Origin of the sequence: Psychromonas sp. L1A2 (assembly GCF_009828855.1) — a bacterium.
Lineage (GTDB): Bacteria > Pseudomonadota > Gammaproteobacteria > Enterobacterales > Psychromonadaceae > Psychromonas.
This window is the reverse complement of the sequence record NZ_WUAG01000002.1, coordinates 691,769-705,011: the sequence shown is the minus strand read 5'-3', so window position 1 is coordinate 705,011 and position 13,243 is coordinate 691,769. Positions and strand designations below refer to the sequence as shown.

The 13,243-nt window shown below is 36.4% G+C and carries 14 protein-coding genes; 9 read left to right on the top strand and 5 right to left on the bottom strand.

Going from position 1 to position 13,243, the window contains the following annotated elements; translation table 11 throughout:
* The first annotated feature begins 42 nt into the window (after positions 1-42).
* The 9 genes from GQR59_RS13530 (at position 43) to GQR59_RS13490 (ending at position 9,531) form a co-directional block, all read left to right on the top strand.
* Positions 43-390 (top strand): NirD/YgiW/YdeI family stress tolerance protein, encoded by a 348-nt coding sequence (locus GQR59_RS13530; RefSeq protein WP_160063550.1) that lies wholly within the window; start codon positions 43-45, stop codon positions 388-390.
* 816 nt (positions 391-1,206) lie between these two features.
* Positions 1,207-2,415 carry an urea ABC transporter substrate-binding protein gene (locus GQR59_RS13525; protein ID WP_160063548.1) on the top strand — a complete coding sequence of 403 codons (1,209 nt, stop codon included), beginning with the start codon at positions 1,207-1,209 and terminating at the stop codon, positions 2,413-2,415.
* 233 nt (positions 2,416-2,648) lie between these two features.
* The gene (locus GQR59_RS13520) at positions 2,649-3,518 is read left to right on the top strand and encodes a branched-chain amino acid ABC transporter permease (protein WP_025563239.1); all 870 of its coding nucleotides are present in this window, start codon (positions 2,649-2,651) and stop codon (positions 3,516-3,518) included.
* An 8-nt stretch (positions 3,519-3,526) separates the two neighbouring features.
* Positions 3,527-5,341 carry an ABC transporter permease subunit gene (locus tag GQR59_RS13515; RefSeq protein ID WP_160063546.1) on the top strand — a complete coding sequence of 605 codons (1,815 nt, stop codon included), beginning with the start codon at positions 3,527-3,529 and terminating at the stop codon, positions 5,339-5,341.
* Positions 5,334-6,032 carry an ABC transporter ATP-binding protein gene (locus GQR59_RS13510; RefSeq protein ID WP_025563241.1) on the top strand — a complete coding sequence of 233 codons (699 nt, stop codon included), beginning with the start codon at positions 5,334-5,336 and terminating at the stop codon, positions 6,030-6,032. Before GQR59_RS13515 ends, GQR59_RS13510 begins: the two co-directional genes overlap by 8 nt.
* A 2-nt stretch (positions 6,033-6,034) precedes the next feature.
* Positions 6,035-6,196 (top strand): hypothetical protein, encoded by a 162-nt coding sequence (locus tag GQR59_RS13505; protein WP_160063544.1) that lies wholly within the window; start codon positions 6,035-6,037, stop codon positions 6,194-6,196.
* Entirely contained in the window at positions 6,183-7,547 is a 1,365-nt protein-coding gene (locus tag GQR59_RS13500) for an amidase (protein ID WP_160063542.1), read from the top strand. Before GQR59_RS13505 ends, GQR59_RS13500 begins: the two co-directional genes overlap by 14 nt.
* 201 nt (positions 7,548-7,748) lie before the next feature.
* Positions 7,749-8,900 (top strand): transporter substrate-binding domain-containing protein, encoded by a 1,152-nt coding sequence (locus tag GQR59_RS13495; RefSeq protein ID WP_160063540.1) that lies wholly within the window; start codon positions 7,749-7,751, stop codon positions 8,898-8,900.
* 25 nt (positions 8,901-8,925) lie between these two features.
* Positions 8,926-9,531 (top strand): ANTAR domain-containing response regulator, encoded by a 606-nt coding sequence (locus GQR59_RS13490; protein ID WP_160063538.1) that lies wholly within the window; start codon positions 8,926-8,928, stop codon positions 9,529-9,531.
* Between the two features lie 129 nt (positions 9,532-9,660).
* On the opposite strand, the gene hemB is transcribed toward GQR59_RS13490, so the two are convergent.
* The 5 genes from hemB to tatA all read right to left on the bottom strand — a co-directional run bounded on the left by hemB (position 9,661) and on the right by tatA (position 13,210).
* On the bottom strand, positions 9,661-10,671 hold the full coding sequence (hemB, locus tag GQR59_RS13485) for a porphobilinogen synthase (RefSeq protein WP_160063536.1): 1,011 nt from the start codon (positions 10,669-10,671) through the stop codon (positions 9,661-9,663).
* A gap of 120 nt (positions 10,672-10,791) precedes the next feature.
* On the bottom strand, positions 10,792-11,577 hold the full coding sequence (locus GQR59_RS13480; protein WP_160063534.1) for a TatD family hydrolase: 786 nt from the start codon (positions 11,575-11,577) through the stop codon (positions 10,792-10,794).
* The gene (tatC, locus tag GQR59_RS13475) at positions 11,577-12,374 is read right to left on the bottom strand and encodes a twin-arginine translocase subunit TatC (RefSeq protein ID WP_160063532.1); all 798 of its coding nucleotides are present in this window, start codon (positions 12,372-12,374) and stop codon (positions 11,577-11,579) included. Before tatC ends, GQR59_RS13480 begins: the two co-directional genes overlap by 1 nt.
* A gap of 3 nt (positions 12,375-12,377) precedes the next feature.
* Complete coding sequence (tatB, locus tag GQR59_RS13470) at positions 12,378-12,839, bottom strand: Sec-independent protein translocase protein TatB (RefSeq protein ID WP_160063530.1); 462 nt, start codon at positions 12,837-12,839, stop codon at positions 12,378-12,380.
* A gap of 143 nt (positions 12,840-12,982) precedes the next feature.
* Positions 12,983-13,210 (bottom strand): twin-arginine translocase TatA/TatE family subunit, encoded by a 228-nt coding sequence (tatA, locus tag GQR59_RS13465; RefSeq protein WP_160063528.1) that lies wholly within the window; start codon positions 13,208-13,210, stop codon positions 12,983-12,985.
* Positions 13,211-13,243 lie beyond the last annotated feature (33 nt).

Here is a 13,243-nt window from a genome sequence, read left to right as displayed (position 1 = left end):
TAATTAAAGTCGACTTTCACTTTTTTAAAGAAGAGGGTATTTATGTTTAAAGGTTTAATCGTCGTTCTATTCACTAGTTTATTTTCTCTTAGCGCTTTTGCAGCATTCGTTGGTCCAGGCGCTACCTCAATACAAACGTTAACTGTTAAAGAAGCTATTGAACTCGCTGATGATAGTAAAGTTGCGCTACAAGGTAAGTTAATCAAACAAACGTCTTCAGAACATTATTTATTCAGAGATCAAACCGGTGAAGTGATGGTTGAAATAGAAGGTAAAGATTTCCGTCAGATTACCGTGACACCTGAAGATAAAATTCGTATTACCGGTGAAGTGGATAGTGATTGGTCTGAAACTAAGATTGATGTTGAGCATTTAGAGCTTCTAAAATAACGTTTAATAAGCTTAAAAGAAACATGCCGCTTTATTAAAGCGGCATGTTTAGTTATTCAAGGCACATTATTATATTTTTATTTTGGATTCGCTGTTATATCAATGATCGTTCAAAGTGCTTTGTTATCGTTAGCTTAGTCTCCAAATCAAGCGGCGACATGATAACAACATGCTCACAATGGCGAGCCCTTATCGAAGGTGGCAACGCAGAGTGGGTTTTCAGCTAACGACTGTTAGGACAAGCCGCGAAGTAAATATCTTCGTTATTAGAAAGTGTCGATTTAACCCGTTAGATCTTGCCCTTTCAGCATAGTCTCTGTTCTCTTCATCATTTGCTGAATGTTGCACCTTGAATGGTAACGGACATAGACTAAATCTGTAATCTACATATCGGACTCAAAAGTTAAGTTTAAAACATAAATTAACAGTAAGTGGCTCTTTTGTTTGTCAAACTTAGGATAATAAGCTGAGGGAGTGAGCAAAGCCGAACAATTATTTGCAATGATAGATATTAGCTCGCTTGTGTCATTTTAAAAATAAAAGGTTGCCTGAAAAAATTAGAAAAACTGTTTCATTTTATTATTAATCACCACGTCAATTAACAGAAATATGCTTAAAGATGAATATAAAGTGTTTTATTATGTTGATTAAAATATTTAAATAAGATAGGGTAATTACTCTTAATTTTTATTTTTATGTGAATTAAGCAAAGAATCAGCGGCGCAGCTGAATAAATACAAAGTTTTAAACTTTGATTTATTCAGCTGCGTTTTTTTTTGCCTTAAATTTATAATTTAGCTAAGGAAGGACTAAGTAATGAAAAATTATATTATCAAAAGTATGTTTGTATGTGGTGCAGTTTTTGGGGCTAGTTCTACATTTGCAGATGTTAATGTCGGTGCTATTTATGACGTAACAGGTAGTTTTAGTATATTTGGAGTAATGCAAAGCAACGCGGTGAAATTAGCGATTGATGATATTAATGCTAAGGGTGGTTTGCTTGGAGAGAAGCTTAATTTAATTACTTATGATACACAATCAGAGCTGAGTAAATATACACAATATGCGAATACCACTGTGCTTCGAGATAGACCTGCAGTTGTGTTTGGCGGTATGACAAGTTCATCTAGAGAAGCCATACGCCCCATTTTTAGAAAAGCTAATATTCCATATTTTTATAGTACTTTGTATGAAGGTGGTGCTTGTGACAAGCAAACATTTGTAACGGCTCCTTCAGCTTCTCAACAAATTAAACCATTGGTTGAATGGGCAATAAAAAAATATGGCCCGAAAATGTTTATCATGGCTCCTGATTACAATTATGGGACTATTTCTGCTCTTTGGTATCACGAATACGCAAAACAATTTAATGGTGAGGTTGTTGGAGAAGATTTTCTTGCACTTACCGTTACTGATTATACCCCTACTATTCAAAAAATTCAGCGAGCTAAACCTGATTTCGTTGTTGCTATTCCAGTCGGTCCAAATCAAGTGGGCTTTTTAGAGCAATTTACTTCAGCTGGTCTGAAAGACAGTATCCCCGTTGTATCGTCAAATTATAGTACAGCTAATGAACAAGTTTTACTCACGCCGAATGCAGGTAAAGGTATTGTCTCAAGTCATGTCTATTTTTCGAGTTTAGATAATCCTGAAAATAAAGCCTTTTTAAAGAAATGGGCTGAAGTTTACGGAAAGGGACAAACTATTTCACCTGAAGCCGTTACCGCTTGGAATGCCGTTCACCTTTGGGCTAACTCTGTTGAAAAAGCAGGGTCATTTAAATCAAAATCTGTATACACAGCGTTAGAAAGTGGTGAAATTAATTTTAAAGGTCCAAATGGCGATGTAAGTATGGAGCCTGGTTCTCATCATGTTAAGCAAAATACATACATAGCAATGGGAGATGACAACTATGGTTTTGAAGTTTTAGAAACTTTTAAAGCCGTTGCTCCGAGTTATGAAAATCAAAAATGTGACCTTATTGCGAATCCAAAATTAGTTAAACACTTTACACCAAAGGCTTAAATATTAACTGATCATGAAAATACGAATAAGCTTACAGCCATAGATTTTAAGTGAAATTATCATTTATACATAGTCAATTTATTTAATGGTACAAGGTATTAATTTTGATTTTAAAAGAGTTGAAAATATATCTTAGCAGCTACCTTTAAAGGAGTTAGGCACTAGTAGGCTTATTCTATTTTCTTTAATTATTAATGATCTTTTTAAGCAAATAATTATAAATAAGGAAATTTATGGAACTCGATTATTTGGCGACCATATTATTATCGTCATTATCAAGCGCATCTATTTTGTTAATCGCTGCGATGGGATTGGCTGTTGTTTTTGGGCTAATGGGGGTTATTAATCTTGCTCATAGTGAGTTCTTAATGATTGGTGCTTATGCCGCATTGACTGTTACTAAAGCAGGCGTCCCTTATATTTTATCTATCCCTATCGCCGTTATGATTACTATGTCTATTGGTGCCATCGTCGAGATGCTTATAGTACGTCGTTTATACGGTAGATTATTTGACACCATGCTAGCTACTTGGGGGCTTAGTATGTTTTTCATGCAGCTTGTTGTGGTGATTTTTGGTACGAGTACTGTAAGTGTTGCGACTATCCCTCAATTTAATGTGAGTATTGGTGAATACAGTTTAGATGGATATCGACTCCTGATGATCTTAGTTGCTGCTCTTATGTTTTTGTTTGTTTATCTGTTGATGACAAAAACAGTGTATGGCATGAAAGCACGTGCTTCTATTCAGCAACCTGAGATGGCACAAGCGATAGGTATTGATTCTAATCGCGTTAATACGCTTACTTTTTCTATTGGATGCGGACTTGCTGGTTTTGCTGGGGCAATTTTATTACCGCTGGTTCCTGCTACTCCAACAATGGGACTTGCTTTCGCAGTAAAATCATTTCTAGCTGTTGTTGTTGCCGGGCCTGTTGCGCTAACTGGAACCGTACTAACTACTTTAGGTTTAGGTGGCGGCTCTTCAATTACAGCCAGTTTCCTATCTTCAGTTATTGGTGAAGTTTTCTTTTTTCTTATCACTGCATTACTACTTTGGCTATATCCATGTGGAATATCAGCTAAATGGCGTAGAAAACTTTAGGAAATACTATGACTTTATCAGAAAAAATTTATCAATCAGCAGGTTTAACCTTACCTGCTATTGCTACGCTTGCCGCACTTTTCGCTGCTTTTTTAATTGATCCTTACCTCGCTTTTGTTTCTACGTCTTGGCTTATATTTGGTCTATTAGGAATGAGTCTTGATATTGTATGGGGAAGAGGAGGACTACTAAGTTTAGGTCAAACTGCATTTTATGGCATGGGGGGATATTTTGGCAGTATTGCTGCTATTAATTTCTCAGAGCTTACAGGGAATTCAATTATTTGGGCTTTGCCTATTGGTAGTCTTTTTGGTGCGTTATCAGCAATGTTGCTAGGTTATGTGATCTTTTATGCTCGTATGGGGGAGTTACAAAGTACTATTTTATCTTATACATTTACTTTATTGCTTTGGTCGGTAATACAAACTTTTAAAATCGATATCGGAAGTGCTTCTGTTCTCGGAGATAGTGGTTTATCTAATATTCCTGGCATTGTTATTGGCTTTGGAGCTGAAGCTGAATCATTGGGCCCAAATCAAGCGTTAATGACGGTTATCATTATTGTTGCAATACTCTATTTTTTAACTCGTCAATTAATGCATAGTCACTTTGGACGTATTATTGATTGTATTCGAATTGATAGCAGTAAAACCGAATTGCTTGGTTATGATGTTCGAAAATATCAACTACTTAATTTTATCTACGCAGGTGCAATAGCTGGACTTGCAGGTACTCTTTATGCGCTTTGGTCAAATTTTTTAAGTCCTTCTGTCTTCTCTATTCAAGAAGCTTTTCTTCCGCCTATTTATGTTTTAATTGGTGGTTTAGGGACGCTTGCTGGCCCTTTTGTTGGCGCATTAATGATAGGTATTATGTCCTTTGTGTTAGGGGGAGCTGCTGGTGGGCAAACGACCTTAATTTTAGGTGTTACGCTGATACTGCTTGTTCTATTTCTTAAAAATGGGATTTTAGGATCATTAGATTCCTTATGGCGAAAATTTTTACCTGACCCTAATGCTGCAGCTAGAAATACAAATTCGGTTAAAATTGATGTTGAAGTATTAAAACAGATTCTTATTGACGCTGAAAAACAAGCTGGCCCAGCAAAAAACTTCTCTACCATTCAACTGTTTAAAAAATTCGGTGGTGTCATACCTGTTAATAAAGTTGATCGTAACTTTATACCAGGCAAGCCATATTCATTGATTGGCGCGAATGGCGCAGGAAAAAGTTCTTTTTTAAAAACCTGTGTTGGAATATATCAGCCTGAAAGTGGCGTTGTTAATTTAGGCGACGACAACATTACTTCTTCACCTATTTTTGAACGTGTTAAAAAGGGAATGGGAGTTAAAAATCAAAAACCTCAAGTGTTTGGTGACCTTTCTGTCATAGATAATCTTTGGATTGCAGCCTACTCACGTACTCATGATCAACAGATAGCTTTAGATATTAGCCATAAAGTGCTTTGTATGTTGGGATTTGAAGAGCAGTTAGGTGTAAATGCATCAGCTCTTTCTCACGGTCAACAACAATGGCTCGATATTGGTATGGTGTTATGTTTAGCACCGCGCATCATTTTGTTAGATGAACCCGCTGCTGGTATGACGAAAGAAGAAACTCGTGAACTATCACTCCTTATTCGTACTCTTGCCTTACATACAACAGTAGTAGTCGTTGAGCATGATATGGATTTTGTAAGTACTTTGGAAGGGCATGTCACTATGTTACATCAAGGAGAAGTCTTTGCCGAAGGGAATATCGAGGAGTTACGTAAAGATGAACGCGTGCTTGATGTTTATTTAGGGAGACGCAAACATGTTTAAGATACTTAATGCGACTGGAGGATATGGTAAAACAACGATTATTCGTGATATTTCTTTAGAAGTTAAAGCTGGAGAAATTGTTGCTTTATTAGGAAGAAATGGTGTCGGTAAGTCTACTGTAATGCGTTATGCCGCTGGGTTGATACCTGCTATGGCGGGGCATGCTGAAATCGAAGGAATACCGATGCCTAATTCTCCTGCAAAGCGAGCAAAAATGGGGTTAGGGTATGTGCCTCAAGGGCGATTCGTATTTCCTCGAATGACTGTGATTGAAAATATTGCCGTCGCTGCTGCATCAAATGGTTATAACCCCAAAAATACCGTGGAAGAACTTATGGAAGATTTCCCTATTTTAGTTCCTAAAGCAAATGAACTTGCAGGTGGACTTTCTGGTGGTCAACAACAAGTTTTAGCACTTGCTCGGGCACTTGCTACTCGACCTAAAATTTTATTATTGGATGAGCCGACAGAAGGGGTACAACCTTCGATTATTGATGAAATGTCAGGTGTTTTAAAGCGTATCAATAAAGAAAATAACATCGCTATTCTTGTTGCAGAACAAGATTTAGATTTTTGTTTATCTATCGCTACACGGGCCTATGTAATGGACAAAGGAGAGGTTCATATGGAAATTGATCGAGACAGTTTACGTGCAAATAAAACTTTACAAAAAGAATTGTTAGGAGTTTAAAAATGAGTGATAAAGAAGTAAACGTGCCATTAACCGTTGAACAAAAACAAGAAGTTGTTGATATTCTAGAGCGAATTAGAGCTGGGTTAAATATTCCTCTCGACTCACAATTTGAAGAGCCTGCTCATATTTTTAACCCAGGAGTTTTCAATGCTAAAAAATAATAAAAACTTAACAGAGCAATGTGCGGATCTCGCTACTGGAAAGGAAACGTCGGTCTCATTAACCATGAAGGCACTTGATAAAGCTGAGGAATACTCCTATTTAAATGCATTTGTCGTTCTTGATAGAGAAAAGTCATTAGATCAAGCAGTGGCTTCAGACAAACGCCGAGCAAATGGAAATTGTCTTAGCCCAATTGATGGTGTTCCAATTGCAGTTAAAGATAATTATCTGACTAAAGACTATCCTACTACAGCATGTTCAGGCGCTTTGCCATTAGAACCAAGTGGGCAAGATGCGACTATCATTGCTAACTTGCGTGCAGCTGGTGTTGTTATCTTTGGTAAAACCAATATGGATGAATGGGCATTTAGTCCTACTAATGTTAATTCTAATATTGGCCCTGTGCTAAATCCCCATAATACAAATCATGTCACTGGTGGGAGTAGCGGTGGATCTGCTGCTGCTATTGCTTCTGGTATTGTTTCTGCAGGATTAGGAAGTGATACAGGTGGCTCTATTAGAATGCCTGCAGCTGCTTGTGGTATTTATGGTTTTAAACCTAGTTATGGGCGAGCATCCCGCCATGGTGTTTTACCATTAAGTTGGTCACTCGATGCTCCTGGCCCCTTAGCGAGTTCTTTAAAAGATATTGAGTTGTTATTACCCTATTTTTTAGGTGAAGATTCAAAAGATTTATCTACTGTTTCTTCGGCTAAATTTAAAGTAGTAGAGCATAACGAAGCAATCAATGTTATTCACTTAACTGGCGAAGGGTTAGAACGAAGTGATGAAATTGATACTGCTGTAAAGACAGCGCTTGAAGCTTCCTCTGTAGTAGTGAAAGAAGCTGGATTATCTCATGTTGATAATTACTATGAAGCTTGGGAAGCGATTATCTTTAGTGAAGCGGCATCTTATCATCAACCTTTATTGAAAAAAAATCCGGGAGGATTTTCACCAGGGCTGAGGGCTAAGTTAGAAGCAGGCTCGCAACTCTCTGCATTAGATGTATTACAAGCGCAAAGATTGCGTAGTCAATTAATGCATACCTTTGCAAATGAGTTAGGAGACTGGGATATTATTGTAACACCTACTTTACCGGTTACTGCACCCACTTTAAATGAGGAAGAACAAGAGTTTGGTGGAAAAAAAGTGCATGCTCATAAAAGTATGTTGTGGTTTTGTGTATTAGGTAATATGACTGGTTATCCTTGTGTGACAATTCCTATTGGCCTCTCTAAATCAGGGTTACCAATTGGGATGATGTTAATGGGTAAACCAAATGAAGATGAAAAACTGTTAGCGATTGCTATAAAACTTGAAAGTGCTTTAAAGAAAAATTCAGTATAAATTAAAGAAGCACTCAATCATTGCTATTGGTTTAGTATAAAGAACGTAAACAAGTTCGATAATGCCTTTAAAGAAAAGTATTTCCTAACCTTTTTAAAGGCATTTTCTTATAAATCAACAGCAATCATTATTGTTGATTTAATATACTGAAACCTAAACAGTTAATTACTATCTACAAATAATTAAAATAGAGCTACTTTTATGCAAGATACAGTAAAAAATACTGAGTATGAAAAAAGAACTATAAAAATTGGTGTTCTTTTCTCTCAGTCGGGACCTATGGCTATTTCTGAATCTTCTCACTTACGTGGAGTATTATTGGCGTGTGAAGAAGTTAATAATAATGGTGGGATCGCAGGTCAGAAATTAGAACCTATTATTTTAGATCCTGCAGGAGACGATTTACTGTATGCTAAAATGGCAACAGAATTGTTACTAAAACATCGAGTTAATATTATTTTTGGCTGCTGTTTATCTTCTAGTCGAAAAGCAGTACTTCCGATTATAGAGCGTTTTAATGGGATCCTCTTTTATCCTTCTGTTTATGAAGGGTTCGAGTATTCGCCTAATGTTATTTATGGAGGAGGAGTACCTAACCAATTAGTATTGCCGCTATTAAAATATATTTTTAATAACTACGGTAAAAATATTGCACTAATAGGTCTCGATTATTTATACCCAAGAGAAATTAACCGTGTGGTTACTGAGTTCTTAAATGCCAGTGGCGGTAAAGTAGTTGCTGAAAAATATTTAAACTTCTCTGCTGATGCTGCGGACCTTAGATTAAATTTGAATGATATTCTAAAAAATAAACCAGATGTTATTTTTTCTACGGTTGTTGGCTTAGATAGTATTAATTTATATAGTGTTTATGCAGAATTAGAGTTTGATGGTGTAAAACCTCCTCTTGCTTCTTTAACTGCAGTTGAATCTAGTATTCAAGCTTTAGAGCTAGATAAAAGGGAAGGACATATATCAGTCGCATCTTACTTTTCTTCATTAGAAACAGATGCTAATAAAGCTTTTATTAAAAAGTTTAAAGCGCGTTTTGGAGAAAAGACAAGTCCTTGTGTGTTTAGTGAAGTGGCTTACTCTCTTGTTAATGTTTTTGCTAATGCTTTATTATCTGCAAAGTATGACGACACTGAAAGTATTCTAGCCGCGCTTTCAGAAGCGTCAATTGAATCCCCTGGTGGCGATCTTTTTTTAGATTTAGATACGAACCACCTTACTTTAAGGCCTTATGTGGCAAAGTCGAATAGAGAAGGAAGTTATGATATTTTATGGGAATCACCATCAGTGATTAAAGCGGATCCTTATTTAATCGCTTATGACCGTTCTATTGAAGTTTAAATTATCATTGAGGTATAGGTAACTAATGAGTAGCTCTTCAGCTAAAGATTATCAATTAATTCGTCGTTTAAGACAAATGCGTGTTCTTGTGATACACCCAGATGATTCAGATAGAAAGATATTAATTGATCATATTAAGCGAATAGGTTGCAATATTGATTATGTTTGGCCAGCTCCAAAAGTGCTTGAACAAGATATAGATGTTGTTATTTTTTTAATTGATAATAAAAATAACAAAAACTCTATTTCTTGGATGGCCAATGATGAAAGTGTTGCACGCATTGGTGTTATTGCTTATGAAACACCTGAAATATTAGTTGAGCTGGATTATTTTCATGTGCATGGCGTTATTTCGAAACCTATTCGTATTTTTGGTTTATTAGCAGTATTAACGACAGCGATAAGTTTTTCTAAACATGAAAAAAGATTAAAAAAACGCATTAACTCCTTAGATGAAACGTTAAAAGGAAGGAGGAAGGTTGAACAAGCGGTAGCAATATTATCTGAATTGAAAAATATAACAGAGCAAGAGTCTTATAAATTTTTGAGAGAGCAATCAATGATAAAAAAATGTTCAATAGCCGATATTGCAGACTCAATAATCGATGACCATTCAACGTTGAATTTGTAATTATTTTTGATGTAAGTTTAAGTTTGCCTTGTTTAAGAAGAGCGATTTTAAAGCATTAATAAATAACAGAAGACATATCTTAAATATGGCTCCCATTATTTATTAATGTGAATTAATTTTATAAATTAACTACTTACTTTCTTCTTTCAGCCATTGAGCAACTTGCTTTGCAAAGTAGGTTAAAATGCCGTTTGCTCCTGCGCGTTTAAAGCATAATAAAGACTCTAAAACACATTCTCTTTCTTTTAACCAACCGTTATCAATGGCCGCTTTATGCATCGCGTACTCGCCACTCACTTGGTAAGCAAATGTTGGCACTTTCAATTCGCTTTTAACACGGCGTACAATATCTAAATACGGCATACCTGGTTTAACCATCACCATATCTGCACCTTCTTGTATATCTAATGCAACTTCATGAATCGCTTCATCGCTATTCGCGGGATCCATCTGATAAGTTGATTTGTTAGCACCTTTTAAGTTACCTGCACTGCCTACTGCATCACGGAAAGGGCCATAGTAGCTAGAAGCATACTTCGCGCTGTAAGCCATGATTTGTGTGTTAATAAAGCCTGCGTTTTCTAGTGCTTCACGGATAGCACCTATGCGACCATCCATCATGTCTGAAGGTGCAACAATATCGGCACCTGCTTGAGCATGAGAAAGCGCTTGTTTAACTAGAATTTCGGTAGTAATGTCATTAAGTACATAACCTTCACTATCAATAATACCGTCTTGACCATGTGTCGTGAAAGGGTCTAATGCAACATCAGTGATCACGCCTAATTCAGGACAGGTTTCTTTAATACACATGACTGCGCGCTGAGCTAAGCCATTTTCGTTATAAGCTTCTTCTGCCATTTCAGTTTTTATTTCACTTGGTGTCACTGGAAAGATAGCTACTGCAGGAATGCCTAAAGCTGCTAACTCTTTGACTTCAATTTCTAATAAATCTAATGATAAACGTTCAATTCCAGGCATCGAAGGGATCGCTTCACGGCGGTTAGTCCCTTCTACAACAAACATTGGATAAATTAGATCATTAACCGTTAATTGATTTTCTTGTACTAAACGGCGTGAGAAATCGTGTTTGCGTAAACGGCGTAAACGACGAGCAGGAAAAGATTGAGAAACGGCCATAATGCCTCCTATGTTGTTTTATTTTTAGTCTTTAATACTTAATTTAGTTAATGCTTTGGCTATATTAAACATAGAGCAGAGCAAGAATACAGAGCAGAGCTGAATATAAAGCAACAAACTTTATTGAGTTAAATTAAAAAAAGACTGTGTTGTTTTTTCGGTATTACTTAAAAATGTTGAAAGTGATTGCTGACGAGCATGTGCAATGGTTTGCGCAATATAAGGCAAATACTTCGGCTCATTGCGACTTGATTTTGGCTTAGGACGCATTGAACGAGGTAATAAGTAAGGGCTGTCTGTTTCAATCATTAAACGGTTATTGGGGATCATTTTTACTAATTCTAGTAAATGTGTTCCTCGGCGTTCATCGCATATCCAGCCCGTAATACCAATATGTAAATCTAAAGCTAAACAACGCTCTAATTCTTCTTGAGTGCCTGTAAAACAATGTAAGACCGCACTAGGTAGTTGTTTAATATAAGGCGTTAATAATTCAATAAAACGCTGGTTAGCATCGCGTTCATGCATAAAGACAGGTAACTGATATTCGACCGCTAATTCTAGTTGTTGTATAAATGCTTTTTCTTGTTCGGCAGGTGTTGAGAAGTTTCGATTGAAATCCAGACCACATTCACCGACCGCTTTTACTTCAGGTTGCATTAATAATTCACGTAATTGCACTACTGATTCAGCTGTCATTGAGCTTGCATCATGCGGGTGAATACCCGCTGTACTGTAGATGAAACTAGGATTTTCTTTGGCTAAAGCTAACGCTTGCTGACTTTCAACAATATTAGTGCCCGTCACCATTAACTTGGTGAGACCTGCTTGTTTGGCATTTTCAATGACGGATGCTAAGTCTTTATCAAAACGCTTATTGGTTAAGTTAACGCCAATATCAATCATTAGTTCTTTGGCTCTTTGTGGATGGTGTTTTCTTCTGGATCTAGCTCATCATCTGACGCTGGCTTTTTCACATAAAAGCGGGAAAATAATAAACCTAATTCAAATAAAATAAGCATTGGTACAGCTAATAAGGTTTGAGATATCACATCTGGAGGCGTTAATAACATACCAAAAATAAATGCGCCCACTACAATGTAAGGTCGTTTTGCTTTTAAAGATTCAGGTGTTGTTGCGCCCGTCCAACAGAGTAATAAAGTGGCAACGGGTATTTCAAACGCTAAACCAAAGGCAAAAAACAACTTCAATACAAAGTCTAAATAACTACTGATATCAGTCGCGATGGTAACGCCTTCAGGTGCTGTGCTGGTAAAAAATGAAAATACTAAGGGAAACACAACGTAATAAGAAAATACCATACCTAAATAAAACAGCAGAGCGCTGCTAATAACTAACGGAGCAACGAGTTTTTGTTCGTGTTTATATAAACCTGGCGCGATAAAAGCCCATACTTGATATAAGATCGCAGGTATTGCAATAAAAATAGAGAGTACGATGGTCAATTTAATTGGCGTGAAGAAGGGGGTTGCGACACCTGTGGCAATCATACTTGAGCCTTCAGGCAGCTGACTGGTTAACGGAATGGCAATATAGTGGTAAATATCATTTGAAAAATAAACCAAGCTAAGGAAAATAGCTAACACCACGACAACCACCTTAAGAATACGATCACGTAATTCTAAAAGGTGAGTAATTAATGGCAAACTATGTTGTGCCTGATCTGATGCTTGCTCACTCATTAATTATTTTTCCTGCTGAGGTATTGTTTTTGAAGGTGTTGGCTCTGAAAGCATTGCTTCTGAAATGATCGGTTCTGACTTTTCACTTTCTGTTAAGACTTGTGTGTCAGTTTCGGCTGCTTTTGCTTCTTTTTGAGATTTAGCTTGAGCATTCATTAAATCATCAACGTTGTTTTTATAAGGACGTGTTAATTGCTCAACATTCTCTTTCATTTCATCGATTGACGCTTTTAAATCAGGATCTATTTTATCTAAGCCTTGTTTGCTAGCTTTGATCATATTCTCATTCATTTCATGTAATTCAAGCTCTTGAGATATTTCATTTTTTACCGAGTTCGCCATACTTTTAGCAGTATTAACCCACTTTAAAACCGTACGAATAGCGATAGGCAAACGCTGAGGCCCTAGTACGACTAATCCTATTACGGAAATCAACATGATTTCCCAAAAGCCAATATCAAACATTAATTAATACACCTTGTTGCGGGTCATTGTTATAACCGCCTTTTTTAAGAATATATTTCTCATTAGAAGTTTATAAGCGCCTATAACTCATCATTATTTAAAGATAACTGTAAACATTACAGGCTACTTTTAAAATCAATGGTTTAGTCTTGTTTGCTTTTTTCAGCTTCAGCTTTTTGCTCTTCTTTGAAGGTAGCATCTGATTTTTTATCTAATTCAGGAGAAGACGTATCTTCTTCTTTAATTGCTTTTTTAAATCCTTTAATTGCACCGCCTAAATCACCACCAATGCCGCGTAGTTTTTTAGTGCCAAATAAAACAATAACAATCACTGCAATAATTACTAATTGCCAAATTCCGATACCGCCCATAATATATTTCCTATATGTAAAATAATGTTGTAA